We start from the raw sequence: 14,912 nt of genomic DNA, 5'->3' as shown, positions 1-14,912 counted from the left end.
ATGGTCGTGGAAATCCTGAACGAGATAAGGAAGCTGAACGAGAGGGAGCTCCTCTCCTACTGGGTAAAGGGGGAATACGAGGAAGCCGAAACCTACTGGAAACTAGCTGAGAGAGCCAGGGAGATTGGTCTCCCAGAGGAAGTTGTGAACACCTTCAAGCGACTTGGGGACGAGTCAAAGGGGCACGGCGACGAGCTCTACAAGATCTACCGTGAGAACTACGGGGAAGAGTTGGTGGAGGTGGATATCCCGAACGTAGAATCGCTAAACGTCCTTGGCAAGTTCTGGAAGGTTGAGGATTTGGAAGACGTCCTCCAGGTAGCGATGGAGAGCGAGAAGCTGGCAGAGACCATCTACTGCAAGCTCGCGGAGGAAACCAAGAACCAGCGACTCAGGGAAGTCTACCTCACACTGGCGGACGTTGAAAGGGGTCACTATGAATCCCTGAAAAAGCTGGCAATTAAGATGGGGGTCAATGAAGGATAAAGAAAAATCAGACATTTTTCCCTTCCTTCTCCTTCTTCGCGGCCTCTTTGACCTTCTTCTGCTCTTCCAGCTTTCTCTTTATTTCCTCGACCTTCTCTGGCTCCAGCGGGATGAAACGGTCGCTTTTGTTGTCGTAGCTGGCCAGGAGGAAGTCCCTGCTGAGCTGAAGCGCTCCGGTCGGGCATACGTCGACACACTGGCCGCAGTAGATACATCTTGCCGTCCAGAGGGCCACCTTCCGTATCTCAGGGAGGTAAACAAAAACCCCTGCCGGGCAGACGTTGACGCACATCCTGCACCCGACGCATTTGTCCACGTTGTAACTTATCATACCCCTGAAGTCCTCAGGAATCGGCACCGGCTCCATCTGAGGGAAGCGGTTAGTTGCTGGTCTCTTGAACAGGTTCCTGAGCACCACTGGGACGAGGATTGGAGCCTTCACATTATCACCTCCATTGCAATAAGGAGCGAACCGACCAGTGAGGCCAGGAAGACGTTCTTCCATAGAAAGTCAACGGCCTGCGTTATCTTCAGTCTTCCCGTTACTGCTCTAAAGACACTCTGGACGACGAAGAGGAGTATGAACACCTTCAAAGTGTGGAAGAGCAGATCCCCTACGTTTGCTGAAATGCCCGTCAGCCCGAAGTAGCCGGAAATTCCCCATGGGAAGAATATTGCAACCACAAGAGAGGCTGAGATGAAAGCTTTCATTGAGTGAGTCAGCTTGAGCAAAGCCAGGTACCTCCCGCTGTACTCGACGAGGAGTCCCTCCGCTATCTCCTCTTCCGCATCCGGAATGTTGAAGAACCCGACCTCTATCTCGCTTGCCAGCCAGACCGCGAAGACGTAGAGGAGTATAACCGCCCCAACAAAGCTCATTGGGGTCCCTATCTCCCAGATGTTGTGCTGATAAAAGGTCCCCATGCTGAAGGGCTTGTCTACGCCAAGTTTTCCAATGCGCCACATTATTGTGAATATCGCCAGCATCATCGCAGGTTCCCTTGAGACCATTATCGTGGCCTCCCTGGCAGCCCCTATCTTGGCGTAGGGATTCCCTGAGCTTATGGCACCGAGAATTTTGAAGAAGCTGATGAGGGTCAGGAGGTAAATGAAGACGATGACGTCCCCCTTGCTCGCCAAAATCGGCGTGAAGCCCATTGGTGTGTAGACTAAAAGAGCTATAACCGTCGCCAAGGCAAGAACCGGCGCTGCTTTAAACATGTAGCTGGCGGTGTTAGGTATGATCGTCTCCTTGCTCGCTAGTTTGAGGAAGTCGTAAACAGGCTGAAGTATCGGCGGACCAATCCTCCTCTGCATTCTGGCCACTAACTTCCTGTCTATTCCCTCCCAGACGAGCGAGGCAAGTGAGACGAAAGCGTAGAGGCCGAGCAGGCCCGCGACCGGGTAAACTACGTTGCTCACCACGTCCATGCTATCACCTCACACAGCCCACACCAAGCGGGCTCGGGTCTCCCTTGATCTCCGGGTTGATCTCGCGCGTCTTCTTTATCGACTCCCTCAGGAGATCCTTCTCAGTCAGGATTTTCTTCTTGCCGTCCTGTATCACGGCGACCCTGTCGGTACAGCTCAGGCACGGGTCTATTGAGGCAACGGCTACTACGAAGTCTGCCACCTGGTCGCCGATGACTCCCCTGGCAACCGCGAAGAGGTTCGGGAACGTCGGCTCCCTCGCCTTCCAGCGGAGCGGCTTATCGGAGCCCTTCTTTCCGCGGACGTAGTGTACTAATTCTCCCCTTGGAGCTTCATATCTGCCTATCCCCTCTCCGTCAACCATCAGTCTAAGCTTGGCATAGAGGACGTTGTCCTTAGGGAAAGCCTTTACCGGCCCGTCGGGCATGGCATCGAGGGCGCCCTCTATGAGTTCAAGGCTCTGGTAAAGCTCGCCTATTCTCACGGCCATTCTGTCGAAGACGTCCCCTCTCGGCCTCTCCCCTGTCACGTCCTGGGGCATTACGGGCTTTATTCCGAGGTCGGGGTAGACTCCAAGTCCTTCGCTCCAGCGAGCGTCGTCCCTGATTCCACTTCCCCTTCCAGTTGGCCCTACTGCACCCTGCTCCAGGGCAATGCGCTTACTTATCACCGCCGCATCCCTGAAACGGGCCTCTATCGTCGGGTCGTGGAGGAAGGCCTCCTCTATCTGCGGAAAGACCTCCCTGTAGTACTTTATCATCTCCTCGATGACCCTTCTCTTCTTCTCGTCGATGTCCCTTCTCACTCCCCCAATGGTGGTCATTGAGTAGTTCACACGGTTTCCAGAGACAGCCTCAAGGGTATCCATGACTTTCTCACGGGCTAGCCATGTGAGATGGAACAGTGTGTCGTAGCCTATGTCGTGGAACAGAACGCCGATGTTCAACAGGTGGGAGTGGATTCTCTCAAGCTCGCCGATGATGACGCGAATGTATTCGGCCCTCTCCGGCACCTCTATGCCCGCCGCTTCCTCAACGGCCCTCGTGTAGGTGTGGTTGTGGGAGAAAGAGCAGATTCCGCATATCCTCTCTACAAGGTACATCATCTGGATGTAGTTCCTCCTAAGGGCTATCCACTGGATTCCGCGCAGGTTGTAGCCGAGTTTTACATCCACATCCACTATCCTCTCGCCGTCGAGTGTGAGTATGAACTTCTCAGGCTCCTCCAAACCTGGGTGAATGGGTCCAAAGGGTATCTTAACCCAGTATTCGACCTTTTCGGTCATTTCTTCCCACCTCCCACAGCCCTTTGCTCCGCAAAGCGCTGGCGGAATTTCTTCACTGCTTTACTTCCTCCTCCCATAGTGGGTGCCTTATTACTGCCTTCTTTGGGTTTGTTCGCTCTATTAATGCGTCCTTCGGGCGCGGAATGATCGTGAACCTCATTAGTTGGCATCATTTCTTCCCACCCCCCAACAGGTACGGGTGACCTGCGTTGTGCGCCATCTCATCAGAAATCCCCTTATCATCGAGGCGGAGTGGGTAAATACCCTCCGGGAAGTCGTCCGGGAGAAAGAGCCGCCTCTTGTCAGGGGCACCCTCGAAGTCCAGCCCAACCATCTCCGCACATTCCCTCTCAAACTGGAGTGCTATTGGAAAGACATCGCTGATATCCGGAAGAACCGGGTTGTCTTTGGGAGCGTGGACGTCCACGATGAGAGAAACCGCCGGAGCGTCCCTATAGTGAACCACAAGGTGACTCACGAAGCCGAGCTCATCGCTCAAATCCTGCTCTACTCCTATCGAGTAGTGGGCCTCCGGATCAAGCTCCTCGATGAACCTCATCAGGGCCTTGTAATCCTCCCTTGGAACCCTAACCCAGACCCTCCTCCTTCCCCACTTGTTGATTTTCACCTCAACGTTCACGTTCGGGAAGCGCTCGGCTATTCTCTTTGCTACGTTCTCATCTTTTGTAGGTTCATTAACTTCGGTGATAACAGGATTAGCTTCACTCATTCTTTCACCTCCTCCTGAGAGTCCTTTGCTCCACAAAGCACTCGCGGAATTGATAGTCTTTCAAAATGGGCTTTCCTTTAGGTGGGGACTCCTTAACAGGTAGTTTTCCACTGTTTACACCTTTTTGGCGCCCTCCGGGCGCGGAATGATCGTGAACCTCATTAACTGGCATCATTCTTCCACCTCCTCAGAGATCTCACCCTTAATCATCTTGGCAAGTTTCTCCAGGGCCAAAACGACTCCCTGGAGTATAGCCTCCGGCCTCGGCGGGCAACCTGGAACGTAGACATCAACTGGAATGACGTTGCTCAGCGGTGCGTTTGTGAAGGGGCTCTCGTAGAAGACGCCTCCTCCCGTCGGACACGCTCCAACGGCCATGACTATCTTTGGGTCTGGGGTCTGTTCGTAGACGAGCTTTACCCTCTCAAGGCTCTGGTTGGTAATCGAACCTGTGACCACCAATATGTCGGCATGCCTGGGACTGCCGACGAGCTTGACTCCAAAGCGCTCCGCGTCGTAGCGCGGCGTTAGGGCCGCTATGATTTCAATATCACAGCCGTTGCACGAGCCACCGTTAACGTGAAAGACCCAGGGTGACCTCCCGATAAACCTGCAGAGATGGGCTACCCTCCTCTCAAGCCTTTTGCGCTCCGAGGGGTCTGATTTTTGGTCATTTTGGTTAGCGGGAACGGTTATCGCCATCTTCTCTCACCCCATAAGAGCCCTTTGCTTCGCATGTTGGGGCAAAGTCCCAACACCCCCAGAAGCTTCGCTTCCGATGTAAGCGCTGGCGGAAAATCTTTCACTCTCAAAACCACATTCTTTCCAGCGGGGGGTATCATGCTGGCATTATTTTCACTGTTCGCACGTTTGGTCCGTCCTTCGGACGGGAAGTGAATGCGAACATCATCAAGTTGCCTCATCTCCATTCACCCCCAGATTAACAAAACACCGAGCACGAAGGCCGCCGTTATCACGAGGTAGCTCACGTAGTCGGTTAGCAGTCCGGTGTGCTCTCTTCTGAGCACGGTGAAGAAGTTCTTGAGGGCGTAGGTCAGGCCCCACATGACGTTCCTTCCGGTGTAGTTGCCCTCTAAGTGTTCGAAGCCGGGAATTGTCCTGTCCGGGTCTTCGCCGCTGATGAATATCTTCGTCCCGTTCCCGACTTCCCTAGTCCCCATTCCGCTCTTCTTGGCCCACTGGTCAAGTAGGTAAGCCAGGATGAGGCCGATGATGAAAACGAAGACGAAGTATAACGCGTCCCAGTAGCCGAACATTTCAGGCACCCCCCATGAGGGTTGCTATGTATCCAAGCTGGTTTTCGAGTGCCTTCGCCGCTGGGATCATGACTTTGTCGCTTATCTGCCACGGGAAGAGTCCCATGACGATTATAGCTAAAACGAGGATTGTCATGGGCCAGAGCATACTCGCCTCTGGGTCTTTTGCCGTCATTACCCTTTCACTCGGCCTTCCGAAGAAGGTGTAGATGACCCTCACGTAGGCCGCTGTACAGAAGGCAGTCCCGATTATCGCTATCGCGCCCAAAACCGGGTTAAAGATAGCCGAGCTCTCGTAGATGAGCCACTTACTCGCGAAGCCGTTAAGCGGGGGCATTCCTATTATTGCCGCCGCGCCGATGAGAAAGGCGAAGGTCGTCTTCGGCATGGTCTTGGCAAGGCCGCTCAGCTCGTTGAGGTTCCTCGTCCCGAGTTCGTGAATGACAGCTCCAGCTATGAGGAAGAGGAGCGCCTTCATGAGGGCATGGTTGAAGGTGTGGTATACCGCTCCAGCGAGGGCAATATCCCCAGTTCTGCTTCCATAGGCAGCTAAACCTATTCCGAGGCCGAGGAGGATGTATCCGATCTGTCCGACGGAGGAGTAAGCTAAAAGTCTCTTCATGTCCGTCTGTATCACCGCCATCGCGTTGCCGACGATGAGGGTTATGCAGGCAAAGAGGATAATTATCCAGCCGACGGTCTTCATGCCCACGCTTGCCCCGTAGATGCTGAAGAGAATCCTGGCGAGGGCGTAGACACCGCCTATCTTGATGACCAGGCCGGAAAGCATGGCTGAAATCGAGCTTGGTGCCGCAGGGTGGGCATCGGCGAGCCACATGTGTACCGGCGATGCACCGCTCTTGAAGAGCAGTCCTGCGATGAAGAACGCAAGGGCGACCTTAGCGACAACCGTCGGATTCTGGGCGAGTTTAACCGCGAGGTAGCCCATCGTGAGGGTTCCGTATTCGCCGTAGAGGAGGGCTATTCCGAGGAGGACGAGCGAGCTCGCTATCGAGCCGGTGAACATGTACTTTATGCCCGCCTCGATGCCCTCCCATGTGTCGTTTCTGAAGGCGACGAGGGCGTAGCTCGCTATACTCATTATCTCGAGGAATACGTAGAAGTTGAAGAGGTCGCCGGTTATCGCTATGCCGAGCATTCCAAGTTCGAGAACCAGGATGAGGGTGTAGTACTTGTCAAGGCCGGTATCGTGCTTCATGTAGCCGAGCGAATAGACCACCGCCAGGAAGGCCACGAGGGTCACCATGAGCACCATTAAGGCCGAGAGCAGGTCAACCTCCCAGACGATTCTTACGGGAAAGCTCACCCCCTGTCCGAGTGGGCTCTTTGCACCGAGGGTGTAAAGTATCGGGCCGTTTTCGTAGACTGCATAGAAGACCGCGGAGCCTATCAGGAGAGTTATTCCGGAGATAATGACTGCCCAGGCCTCCCTGGCTTTCCTTCCGGCCAGGTTGATTATCGGCATTGAGAACGCCCCGAAGAGCGGGACAATGATTAGGTAAGGTAAGATAGCCTCGCAGTTCATCCCCTCAACCTCCTCAGGGCTCTCACATCCAGGGTTCCGTAGTGGCGGTAGGCGTTTATCGTCAGGGCAACCGCCAGCGAGAGGACACAGACGCCGATGACTATGCTCGTGAGGACGAGCGCCTGCGGCAGCGGGCCGACCATCGGGCTTTTGAGGGTCTCGTAGCCGGTGTAGATTGGTGCCGTTGGGAGTTCGTTGAGCTCCATCCTGTAACCCAGGCTGATGAGGAGCAGGTGAATCCCCGAGTCTATGATGTCCAACGCCAGGATCAGCTTGAGCAGGTTTCTCTTTGCCAGAAAGGCATAAATTCCAAGGGCTATGAGCAGGAAGGCCGTGATGAACTGAAACTGGATCACCCCTTCCACCTCCTCCAAAGGGCTATTGCTGTTAAAGCACTCACCAGGCCAGTGAAGACCTTCAGTCCAACTGCGAGGTTCATTATCGGCAGAAATCCGGCGGAGAGCAGTGTCCCAGGTTTGCCGTTGAGAACTGGCCCGTTGTGCCAGAGCGTGTTGTAGAAGAAGGCAACACTCATCCCCAGCATAGCCACACCGAGGAAGGCAAGCCCGCCGAGGCCTTCAAGGGCCGAATAAAGGTTCTTGTTATAGCGCTTTTTCATCTCGCCGAGTCCGAATGCGATGAGGAAGAGTATGCCCGCTCCGGCTATCGTTGCTCCTCCCTGGAAGCCACCACCGGGCGTTAGGTGCCCGTGCATGACGATATAGGAGCCGAATATACCGATGAGAGGTATTGTCACCCTCGCGGTTGTCTTAACGATGAGTCCCATATCCCCATCTTCACCTGGCCTGCAGCTCATTCCCCATCCCCCCTCCAGGGTCTGAGAAGGGCGACTGCACCTGCTATTGCAGTGAAGAGGACGGTGGCCTCTCCGATGGTATCGTAGCCACGGTAGTCGAACACGATGTCGGTGACGATGTTCATTCCACCGACTTCCTCAACGCCGTGCTCGATGTAGTAGTTGTCAGTGTAACGATACTTCAGCCAGTTATTTCCACCCAGTCCGAACTTCAGACCGTAGTTCGGGTTTGCTATGTAGAGGAGCGCGCCGAGTATGAACAGTAGCGACAGATAGGCAATGGTTCTCTTCATGCTCTTCCCTCCCATCTCTCTGTCTTCGCGATGCCGTAAACAACCACGGCAGTAACAATTCCAGCACCAACGGCAGCCTCAGCTATGGCAACGTCCGGCGCGTGGAGGGTGTAGAACTCCAGGCTGAGAAGTAGGCTCATGGCAGCTGAAGCCAAGGCCGCCGATAGAAGGTCGCGGTAGCGTATTGTGAGGTAGGCAGTGATGAGCACTCCGGTGAGGATTATCGCCTGGATCATCATGTCTAAGCTCACGGCGTTCATTCACTATCACCCCTAAGCTTCTCTTCATAGGCATCTACGACGGCCCTAACAGGCTTCACGCCACTGAGGTGTGCCGCTTTGGCTATCGCATGCGCTCCGGTTGGGTTCGTTAGGAGAAGAGCTATGAGAGCGATAAAACTGTGAAGAGCCATTTGGAGGTACTTGGAGTCCCCTGTCTTGTGGAGCTGGTAGAGGGCGTGGGTAACGACGGCGAAGACCGCGAAAATTGTCCCGAAGGTGGTGCACTTAGTGGCACCGTGAAGCCTCGTGTAGACATCTGGGAAACGCATGAGCGCGAAGCTTCCGAGGAGGTTGAAGGTAACGCTTATCCCGAGAAAGACGTAGACTAGTGCCGCAACGTAGTTCATGCCAGTCCCCCCTGGAGGTACTTCGCTATTACAAGCGTGCCTATGTAGCTCAGAAGGGCGTAGACTATCGCGATGTCGATGTATATCGCCCTGTCGTAGGCCGCTCCGAGGAGTATCATGCCCGCGACAACGAGGGTGTTGAGAGTATCAACGCCGACGACCCTGTCCGGAACCGTTGGCCCGAGTATGAGCCTCAGCACTGAGATGAGACCCGCTATTCCAACCAGGACCACGGCATAGAAGAAGGCAATCATCTTCCCAGCCTCCTCGCCCACTTTTCAAAGGGACCCGCAAGGGGCTCGGAGCTTTCCGGCCTCTCAAGGCCCTTTGGCACATTGATCCAGTGGACATAGAGAGCTTTTTCATCGGGACAGGCATCTATCGTGAGGGTTCCGGGGGTAAGGGTTATTGAGTTGCTCATTACGGTGTACTGGGCGTCGTTTTCGAGGTCAACCGGGACGCGGACTATTCCAGGCCGTATCTTGCCAGTTATGACACGGTAAGCGACATCGAAGTTCGCCTTCACCATGCCCCAGAAGAGAACCGGGGCATAGGCTATGAAGCCAAACCACTTCACCGGGTTCAGGAAGCGCGTTGAGTTTTCCCTTATCACATCCTTTGTGGCATAGCCGACTATCGCCGCGAATACAAGCCCTACTATGAGCTCCTCAGTGCTCCACAGGAGGCCCTTGCTCCCCGCCGTTAGGAGGAGCCACACGATGTACGCAAAGAGGAACGCCACTATGAATGGCAAACTATCACCTCCAAACGGAACGTTTTCAGCACCTCTCACTTCTGATTTCTCATCATGCTTAAAACGCTTTTCCTAAGCTTTTGTTTGGCAAGAGAAGGTATTAAACGGCTCGTTTTAAACCAAAGGTTTGCAACCTATTGGGTATAGCAAAAAAGGCAATAAAAGTTTGGTCGGCCTAAAAAGGACTATTACACCTTTGGTTCAGAATTTTCGGGTTAGAAAACGCTTTTTTAGTCCTTAAGCTTAGCTACCCTTGAGAGAACGAAAATGGACACGCGTATGTTCATGTTCATTGGAGGTGGTGATGTTGAGATACGTTAAGCTCCCGAAGGAGAACACGTACACATTCCTTGAGCGCCTGAAGGATTGGGGCAAGCTCTACGCCCCCGTCAAGATTTCGGAGAAGTTCTACGACTTCAGAGAGATAGGTGACGTTAGAAATGTCGAGTTCAACTACAACAGGACGATAATGCCGCCGAAAAAGTTCTTCTTTCTTCCAAGGGAGAAGCTCTTCGAGTTCAACATCAAGAACGCGGAGTACAAGGAGGTCATCGAAGACGTCGAGCCCTTCGTTATCTTTGGCGTCCACTCTTGCGACATCTTCGGCCTTAAAATCCTTGACACGGTATACCTCGACGAGTTTCCGGACAAGTACTACAAGGCGAGAAGGGAGAAGGGAATAATCATCGGAATAAGCTGCATGCCGGATGAATACTGCTTCTGCAACCTGAGGGATACGGACTTCGCAGATGATGGCTTCGATCTCTTCCTCCACGAGCTTCCAGACGGCTGGCTCGTGAGGGTCGGTTCACCAACCGGCCACAGGATAGTGGACAAGAACATCAAACTCTTCAAGGAGGTAACAACCGAGGACATATGCAACTTCAGGGAATTTGAAAACAGGCGCGCCCAGGCCTTCAAGTACCACGAGGACTGGGGCGACCTGCGCTACCTCCTCGAGCTGGAGATGGAGCACCCGATGTGGGAAAAGGAGAGCGAGAAGTGCCTCGCCTGCGGAATCTGCAACACAGTCTGTCCGACGTGCCGTTGCTACGAGGTTCAGGATGTTGTCAACCTCGACGGAGAGAGAGGCTACCGCGAGAGGCGCTGGGACTCATGCCAGTTCAGGAGCCACGGACTGGTGGCTGGCGGCCACAACTTCAGAGCAACGAAGAAGGACCGGTTCAGAAACCGCTACCTCTGTAAGAACTCCTACAACGAGAAGCTTGGCCTGAGCTACTGCGTAGGCTGCGGAAGGTGCACGTATTTCTGTCCGGCGGGAATAAGCTTCATCAGGAACCTGAGAACCATCATGGGTCTTGAGGAGAAGACCTGTCCGCCCGAGATAACCGAGGAGATACCGAAGAGGGGATTTGCGTACGCATCTTCTATAAGGGGTGATGAGCTGTGAGTGAGCTGGTTCTTCCCAAGGAGATAACCATGCCCGATGACAACCCCTACGCCCTTCATAGGGTGAAGGTGCTCAAGGTCTACCCGCTCACGGAGAAGGAGAAGCTGTTCCTGTTCCGCTTTGAGGATGCAGAACTCGCAGAAAAGTGGACGTTCAGGCCGGGGCAGTTCGTTCAGCTTACCATCCCCGGAGTCGGTGAGGTTCCGATAAGCATCTGCTCTTCGGCCATGAGAAAGGGCTTCTTCGAGCTCTGCATCAGGAAGGCGGGAAGGGTTACAACCGTAATTCACCGCCTCAAGCCCGGAGATACAGTCCTCGTTCGCGGCCCCTACGGAAACGGCTTCCCCGTTGACGAGTGGAAAGGAATGGACCTCCTCCTGATTGCGGCGGGACTTGGAACGGCCCCGCTCAGGAGCGTCTTCCTCTACGCCATGGACAACCGCTGGAAGTACGGCAAGGTAACCTTCATCAACACGGCCAGGTATGGAAAGGACCTGCTCTTCTACAGGGAGCTCGAGGCCATGAAAGACCTCGCCGAGGCGGAGAACGTCAAGATAATCCAGAGCGTGACGAGAGACCCGGACTGGCCAGGCCTCCACGGAAGGCCCCAGAATTTCATCCCGGAGGCCAATACGAATCCGAAGAAGGCCGCCGTGGCGGTCTGCGGCCCGCCCAGGATGTACAAGGCAGTCTTCGAGGCCCTCATCAACTACGGTTACAGGCCGGAGAACATCTACGTGACCCTTGAGCGGAAGATGAAGTGCGGAATCGGCAAGTGCGGTCACTGTGTGGTTGGGACGAGCACGAGCCTCAAATACGTCTGCAAAGACGGGCCCGTCTTCGGCTACTTCGACATAGTATCAACGCCGGGACTCTTGGACTGAGGTGGTGGCGATGGGTCAGAACAAAAGGATCAAAGTTGGGTTTTACGCCCTCACCTCGTGCTACGGCTGTCAGCTCCAGTTCGCGATGATGGACGAGCTTTTGAACGCCCTGGGACGCCTCGAGGTGAAGTGCTGGTACATGCTCGATAGGAATAGCGTCGAGGACGAGCCCGTTGATATAGCCCTCATCGAAGGGAGCGTCTCGACCGAGGAAGAGGTCGAGCTCGTTAAGAAAATCCGCGAGAACGCGAAGATAGTGGTTGCCGTCGGTGCCTGTGCCGTCCAGGGCGGTGTTCAGAGCTGGGAGAAGGACAAGTCGTTAGAGGAGCTCTGGAAGAAGGTTTACGGAGACACCAAGGTCAAGTTCCAGCCTAAGATGGCGGAACCGGTCTCCAAATACATCAAGGTTGACTACAATATCTATGGCTGCCCCCCGGAGAAGAAGGACTTCATCTACACCCTCGGGACGCTCCTCATATGTTCGTGGCCCGAGGACATAGACTACCCGGTCTGCCTCGAGTGCAGGCTTAGAGGGAACACCTGCGTTCTCCTTGAGAAAGGTGAGCCATGTCTCGGCCCGCTCACGAGGGCAGGTTGCGACGCCCGCTGCCCCACCCATGGGATACCGTGTATCGGCTGCCGCGGCGCGATAGGCTATGATGTGGCGTGGTTCGACTCATTGGCAAGAGTTTTCAAGGAGAAGGGGCTCACCAGGGAGGAGATCATCGAGCGCATGAAGATCTTCAACGCCCACAACCCGAAGCTCGAAGAAATGGTTGAGAAGGTCTTTCAGGAGGTGAAAGAATGAGCATGAAGAACCTTTACCTCCCAATCACCGTTGACCACATAGCCCGCGTTGAGGGCAAGGGCGGCGTGGAGATCGCGGTCGATGATGGGGGTGTCAAGGAGGTCAGGCTCAACATCATAGAGGGGCCGAGGTTTTTCGAGGCCATAACCCTCGGCAAGAAGCTCGAAGAGGCCCTATCGGTCTATCCAAGGATATGCTCCTTCTGTTCCGCTGCCCACAAGCTGACGGCGGTTGAAGCGGCAGAGAAGGCGGCAGGATTCACTCCGCGCGAGGAAATCCAGGCCCTCAGGGAAGTCCTCTATATCGGCGACATGATAGAGAGCCACGCCCTACACCTCTACCTCCTCGTCCTTCCGGATTACATGGGCTACTCCGGGCCGCTCCACATGGTAGATGAGTACAAAAAGGAGATAGGCATAGCCCTCGACCTAAAGAACCTCGGGAGCTGGATTATGGACGAGCTTGGTTCAAGGGCGATCCACCAGGAGAACGCCGTTCTTGGCGGCTTTGGGAAGCTCCCGGACAAGAGCGTGCTTGAGAAGATGAAGGCGAGGCTCAAAGAGGCTCTACCAAAGGCGGAGTACACCTTCGAGCTCTTCACGAAGCTTGAGCAGTACGAAGAAGTCGAAGGCCCAGTAACCCACGTCGCGGTTAAGCCAATGGGGGATGTCTATGGAATCTACGGCGACTACCTTAAGGCCTCCGATGGTGTAGAGTTCCCGAGTGAAGAGTACAAAGAGCACATAAAGGAGTTCGTCGTCGAGCACAGCTTCGCCAAGCACAGCCACTACCACGGGAAGCCCTTTATGGTCGGGGCGATATCGCGCGTCGTCAACAACGCTGAAACGCTTTATGGAAGGGCAAAGGAGCTCTATGAGGGCCACAAGGACCTCCTGAGAGAGACCAACCCCTTTGCCAACAACCTAGCCCAGGCCCTTGAGCTCGTTTACTTCACCGAGAGGGCTATCGATCTCATAGACGAGACCCTGGCGAAGTGGCCGGTGAAGCCGAGGGACAAGGTGGAGATAAGGGACGGATTCGGAGTCAGCACGACCGAGGCACCTCGTGGAGTGCTCGTTTACGCTCTCAATGTCGAGAACGGAAGGGTCAGCTATGCCAACATAATCACGCCGACGGCCTTCAACCTCGCCATGATGGAGGAGCACGTCAGGATGATGGCGGAGAAACACTACAGCGACGACCCCGAGAGGCTCAAACTCCTCACCGAGATGGTCGTGAGGGCCTACGACCCGTGCATCTCCTGTTCAGTGCACGTGGTGAGGCTTTAGCCTCTCAACTTTTTTAAGGTTTTAGGCTTACTTTCCAGTGGTGGGGGCATGGAGAGAGTTGTGATTGAGGTTGAGGTTCCAGAGGAATACGCGGAGGAGTTCAGCCGGATGAGAAGGAAAAGATTGAAATCATAGGTGTCTAACCATGAGAACCCTCATCCTAGCCCTCGGCAACGAACTGATGAAGGATGACGGAGCCGGGCTGAAAGCGGGAAGAATTCTTGCGGAGAGAGGGTACAACGTCATTGAAGTTGGGACGGACATTTTCCAGCTGGCCAACCATTACGGCGGCGAGGATAGGATAATAATCATTGACGCCATACTGAGCGATAAGCTGAAGCCAGGCGAGGTGGTTCACTTCAAAGGGGAAGAAGTCTTTGAGAAGCTGAAGGCTGAAATCAGAAGCGCCCACTTCATGGGTGCTATTGACGGATTAAAACTCCTCATGAAGCTCGACGAGAGACTGAAAAAGGCAGAGATCCACTTTATTGGGATAGTCGCGAAGGAGATAGACCTGGGCATGGAGATGAGCGAGGAGGTAAAAGCTGGAGTTCAAAAGGCGATTGAGCTGGCCGAAAAACTGGCGAAGTGACCCAAAGCTTTATATACTCTCCCGCCAACTTCCGTTGGGACTCTTCTGGAGTCTTTCCTGGAGAGCCCTGAAAGTTGAAAGAGTTGGTGTTGGATATGTATGGAGACAGATTTGGTGGATATGGACAGGAAGCCCCAGTTAAAGTTGGGGAGAGATACAGGGTTAAGATCGAGAGCCTCGGAAAGGGCGGTGACGGCATCGCCAAGGTAAAGGGGTTCGTTATCTTCGTCCCGAACACCCAGGTTGGAGACGAGGTTGAGATCGTTATCAACTCCGTCAAGAGGAAGTTCGCCTTCGGCGAAGTCATCTGAACGGGTTAGATTTCAACTCACGAATTCACGGCTTTACGCCCTTTTTCTTCTTATCAGAACTTTTTTTAAAGAACTTACAAAATCATGACGGTGGTTTTCATGAGGGTCACGGTAAGGTATTTTGCGCGCTACCGCTCCCTTGTTGGGAAGGGCGAGGAAGAGCTTGAAATTCCCGATGGGGCAACTGTTATAGATCTGATAGAAAAGCTGAAGGAGATACATCCCGTTCTTCAGAAGGAAGTGTTCGCCGAGGACGATGACTTAGCGGACGTCAACGTGTCGAGAAACGGCAGGTACGTGCGCTTCGACGAAATACTAAAAGATGGCGACATCGTTGCCCTCTTTCCCCCCGTCAGTGGGGGATAAAAAG

Annotated in this window: 23 protein-coding genes; 8 read left to right on the top strand and 15 right to left on the bottom strand. The window is 54.2% G+C overall.

Annotated features, from left to right (window positions below; all coding sequences use genetic code 11):
* Positions 1–486: a ferritin family protein gene (locus E3E29_RS05630; protein WP_167910021.1), complete on the top strand. Its 486-nt coding sequence runs from the start codon at positions 1–3 to the stop codon at positions 484–486.
* Between the two features lie 7 nt (positions 487–493).
* Here E3E29_RS05630 and E3E29_RS05625 read toward each other — a convergent pair whose 3' ends face one another.
* From E3E29_RS05625 to E3E29_RS05555, 15 genes are all read right to left on the bottom strand, one after another.
* Positions 494–928 (bottom strand): 4Fe-4S binding protein, encoded by a 435-nt coding sequence (locus E3E29_RS05625; protein ID WP_167910020.1) that lies wholly within the window; start codon positions 926–928, stop codon positions 494–496.
* On the bottom strand, positions 925–1,917 hold the full coding sequence (locus E3E29_RS05620; protein ID WP_167910019.1) for a respiratory chain complex I subunit 1 family protein: 993 nt from the start codon (positions 1,915–1,917) through the stop codon (positions 925–927). Before E3E29_RS05620 ends, E3E29_RS05625 begins: the two co-directional genes overlap by 4 nt.
* Before the next feature lie 4 nt (positions 1,918–1,921).
* Positions 1,922–3,202, bottom strand: coding sequence for a nickel-dependent hydrogenase large subunit (locus E3E29_RS05615; RefSeq protein WP_167910018.1), 1,281 nt, complete (start codon positions 3,200–3,202; stop codon positions 1,922–1,924).
* 169 nt (positions 3,203–3,371) lie between these two features.
* Positions 3,372–3,932: an NADH-quinone oxidoreductase subunit C gene (locus E3E29_RS05610; protein ID WP_167910017.1), complete on the bottom strand. Its 561-nt coding sequence runs from the start codon at positions 3,930–3,932 to the stop codon at positions 3,372–3,374.
* A 4-nt stretch (positions 3,933–3,936) separates the two neighbouring features.
* Positions 3,937–4,107: a hypothetical protein gene (locus E3E29_RS05605; protein WP_167910016.1), complete on the bottom strand. Its 171-nt coding sequence runs from the start codon at positions 4,105–4,107 to the stop codon at positions 3,937–3,939.
* A complete protein-coding gene (locus tag E3E29_RS05600) occupies positions 4,104–4,634 on the bottom strand; it encodes an NADH-quinone oxidoreductase subunit B family protein (RefSeq protein ID WP_167910015.1) in 531 nt (176 codons plus the stop codon). The genes E3E29_RS05605 and E3E29_RS05600 overlap by 4 nt, the downstream gene beginning before the upstream one ends.
* A gap of 227 nt (positions 4,635–4,861) precedes the next feature.
* Positions 4,862–5,209: a hydrogenase gene (locus E3E29_RS05595; protein ID WP_167910014.1), complete on the bottom strand. Its 348-nt coding sequence runs from the start codon at positions 5,207–5,209 to the stop codon at positions 4,862–4,864.
* A 1-nt stretch (position 5,210) separates the two neighbouring features.
* Positions 5,211–6,755 carry a proton-conducting transporter membrane subunit gene (locus E3E29_RS05590; RefSeq protein WP_167910013.1) on the bottom strand — a complete coding sequence of 515 codons (1,545 nt, stop codon included), beginning with the start codon at positions 6,753–6,755 and terminating at the stop codon, positions 5,211–5,213.
* Positions 6,752–7,111 carry an NADH-quinone oxidoreductase subunit K gene (locus E3E29_RS05585; RefSeq protein WP_167910012.1) on the bottom strand — a complete coding sequence of 120 codons (360 nt, stop codon included), beginning with the start codon at positions 7,109–7,111 and terminating at the stop codon, positions 6,752–6,754. The genes E3E29_RS05590 and E3E29_RS05585 overlap by 4 nt, the downstream gene beginning before the upstream one ends.
* Complete coding sequence (locus tag E3E29_RS05580) at positions 7,108–7,572, bottom strand: Na(+)/H(+) antiporter subunit B (RefSeq protein ID WP_240922787.1); 465 nt, start codon at positions 7,570–7,572, stop codon at positions 7,108–7,110. The genes E3E29_RS05585 and E3E29_RS05580 overlap by 4 nt, the downstream gene beginning before the upstream one ends.
* Positions 7,569–7,865 (bottom strand): hydrogen gas-evolving membrane-bound hydrogenase subunit E, encoded by a 297-nt coding sequence (gene mbhE, locus E3E29_RS05575; protein ID WP_167910011.1) that lies wholly within the window; start codon positions 7,863–7,865, stop codon positions 7,569–7,571. Before mbhE ends, E3E29_RS05580 begins: the two co-directional genes overlap by 4 nt.
* The gene (locus E3E29_RS05570; RefSeq protein WP_167910010.1) at positions 7,862–8,125 is read right to left on the bottom strand and encodes a DUF4040 domain-containing protein; all 264 of its coding nucleotides are present in this window, start codon (positions 8,123–8,125) and stop codon (positions 7,862–7,864) included. The genes mbhE and E3E29_RS05570 overlap by 4 nt, the downstream gene beginning before the upstream one ends.
* Positions 8,122–8,493, bottom strand: a complete 372-nt coding sequence (gene mnhG, locus E3E29_RS05565) for a monovalent cation/H(+) antiporter subunit G (RefSeq protein ID WP_167910009.1) — start codon at positions 8,491–8,493, stop codon at positions 8,122–8,124. The genes E3E29_RS05570 and mnhG overlap by 4 nt, the downstream gene beginning before the upstream one ends.
* The gene (locus tag E3E29_RS05560) at positions 8,490–8,747 is read right to left on the bottom strand and encodes a cation:proton antiporter (RefSeq protein ID WP_167910008.1); all 258 of its coding nucleotides are present in this window, start codon (positions 8,745–8,747) and stop codon (positions 8,490–8,492) included. The genes mnhG and E3E29_RS05560 overlap by 4 nt, the downstream gene beginning before the upstream one ends.
* Positions 8,744–9,247 carry a monovalent cation/H+ antiporter subunit E gene (locus tag E3E29_RS05555; RefSeq protein ID WP_167910279.1) on the bottom strand — a complete coding sequence of 168 codons (504 nt, stop codon included), beginning with the start codon at positions 9,245–9,247 and terminating at the stop codon, positions 8,744–8,746. The genes E3E29_RS05560 and E3E29_RS05555 overlap by 4 nt, the downstream gene beginning before the upstream one ends.
* A gap of 307 nt (positions 9,248–9,554) precedes the next feature.
* On the opposite strand from E3E29_RS05555, the gene hydB reads away from it, so the two are divergent.
* From hydB to E3E29_RS05520, 7 genes are all read left to right on the top strand, one after another.
* On the top strand, positions 9,555–10,658 hold the full coding sequence (gene hydB / locus E3E29_RS05550; protein ID WP_167910278.1) for an NADPH-dependent hydrogenase/sulfhydrogenase 1 subunit beta: 1,104 nt from the start codon (positions 9,555–9,557) through the stop codon (positions 10,656–10,658).
* Between the two features lie 5 nt (positions 10,659–10,663).
* On the top strand, positions 10,664–11,542 hold the full coding sequence (locus tag E3E29_RS05545; RefSeq protein WP_167910277.1) for a hydrogenase subunit gamma: 879 nt from the start codon (positions 10,664–10,666) through the stop codon (positions 11,540–11,542).
* A gap of 10 nt (positions 11,543–11,552) precedes the next feature.
* Positions 11,553–12,350 carry an NADPH-dependent hydrogenase/sulfhydrogenase 1 subunit delta gene (gene hydD / locus E3E29_RS05540; RefSeq protein WP_167910007.1) on the top strand — a complete coding sequence of 266 codons (798 nt, stop codon included), beginning with the start codon at positions 11,553–11,555 and terminating at the stop codon, positions 12,348–12,350.
* A gap of 2 nt (positions 12,351–12,352) precedes the next feature.
* Entirely contained in the window at positions 12,353–13,639 is a 1,287-nt protein-coding gene (gene hydA / locus E3E29_RS05535) for an NADPH-dependent hydrogenase/sulfhydrogenase 1 subunit alpha (RefSeq protein WP_167910276.1), read from the top strand.
* A gap of 145 nt (positions 13,640–13,784) precedes the next feature.
* Entirely contained in the window at positions 13,785–14,231 is a 447-nt protein-coding gene (locus tag E3E29_RS05530; protein WP_167910006.1) for a hydrogenase maturation protease, read from the top strand.
* Between the two features lie 95 nt (positions 14,232–14,326).
* Positions 14,327–14,542, top strand: a complete 216-nt coding sequence (locus tag E3E29_RS05525; RefSeq protein WP_167910005.1) for a TRAM domain-containing protein — start codon at positions 14,327–14,329, stop codon at positions 14,540–14,542.
* 99 nt (positions 14,543–14,641) lie between these two features.
* Positions 14,642–14,908 (top strand): ubiquitin-like small modifier protein 1, encoded by a 267-nt coding sequence (locus tag E3E29_RS05520; protein ID WP_167910275.1) that lies wholly within the window; start codon positions 14,642–14,644, stop codon positions 14,906–14,908.
* Positions 14,909–14,912 lie beyond the last annotated feature (4 nt).

The organism is Thermococcus sp. Bubb.Bath, assembly GCF_012027595.1.
Taxonomy (GTDB): domain Archaea; phylum Methanobacteriota_B; class Thermococci; order Thermococcales; family Thermococcaceae; genus Thermococcus.
This window is presented reverse-complemented; position numbering and strand designations above follow the sequence as displayed.

Excerpts from the sequence above, each read along its gene's own strand:
- E3E29_RS05630 (WP_167910021.1), top strand. The coding sequence starts at position 1 with ATGGTCGTGGAAATCCTGAACGAGATAAGGAAGCTGAACGAGAGGGAG.
- E3E29_RS05620 (WP_167910019.1), bottom strand. The coding sequence starts at position 1,917 with ATGGACGTGGTGAGCAACGTAGTTTACCCGGTCGCGGGCCTGCTCGGC.
- E3E29_RS05615 (WP_167910018.1), bottom strand. The coding sequence starts at position 3,202 with ATGACCGAAAAGGTCGAATACTGGGTTAAGATACCCTTTGGACCCATT.
- E3E29_RS05610 (WP_167910017.1), bottom strand. The coding sequence starts at position 3,932 with ATGAGTGAAGCTAATCCTGTTATCACCGAAGTTAATGAACCTACAAAA.
- E3E29_RS05605 (WP_167910016.1), bottom strand. The coding sequence starts at position 4,107 with ATGATGCCAGTTAATGAGGTTCACGATCATTCCGCGCCCGGAGGGCGC.
- E3E29_RS05600 (WP_167910015.1), bottom strand. The coding sequence starts at position 4,634 with ATGGCGATAACCGTTCCCGCTAACCAAAATGACCAAAAATCAGACCCC.
- E3E29_RS05595 (WP_167910014.1), bottom strand. The coding sequence starts at position 5,209 with ATGTTCGGCTACTGGGACGCGTTATACTTCGTCTTCGTTTTCATCATC.
- E3E29_RS05590 (WP_167910013.1), bottom strand. The coding sequence starts at position 6,755 with ATGAACTGCGAGGCTATCTTACCTTACCTAATCATTGTCCCGCTCTTC.
- E3E29_RS05580 (WP_240922787.1), bottom strand. The coding sequence starts at position 7,572 with ATGAGCTGCAGGCCAGGTGAAGATGGGGATATGGGACTCATCGTTAAG.
- mbhE (WP_167910011.1), bottom strand. The coding sequence starts at position 7,865 with ATGAAGAGAACCATTGCCTATCTGTCGCTACTGTTCATACTCGGCGCG.
- E3E29_RS05570 (WP_167910010.1), bottom strand. The coding sequence starts at position 8,125 with ATGAACGCCGTGAGCTTAGACATGATGATCCAGGCGATAATCCTCACC.
- mnhG (WP_167910009.1), bottom strand. The coding sequence starts at position 8,493 with ATGAACTACGTTGCGGCACTAGTCTACGTCTTTCTCGGGATAAGCGTT.
- E3E29_RS05560 (WP_167910008.1), bottom strand. The coding sequence starts at position 8,747 with ATGATTGCCTTCTTCTATGCCGTGGTCCTGGTTGGAATAGCGGGTCTC.
- hydD (WP_167910007.1), top strand. The coding sequence starts at position 11,553 with ATGGGTCAGAACAAAAGGATCAAAGTTGGGTTTTACGCCCTCACCTCG.
- hydA (WP_167910276.1), top strand. The coding sequence starts at position 12,353 with ATGAAGAACCTTTACCTCCCAATCACCGTTGACCACATAGCCCGCGTT.
- E3E29_RS05530 (WP_167910006.1), top strand. The coding sequence starts at position 13,785 with ATGAGAACCCTCATCCTAGCCCTCGGCAACGAACTGATGAAGGATGAC.
- E3E29_RS05525 (WP_167910005.1), top strand. The coding sequence starts at position 14,327 with ATGTATGGAGACAGATTTGGTGGATATGGACAGGAAGCCCCAGTTAAA.
- E3E29_RS05520 (WP_167910275.1), top strand. The coding sequence starts at position 14,642 with ATGAGGGTCACGGTAAGGTATTTTGCGCGCTACCGCTCCCTTGTTGGG.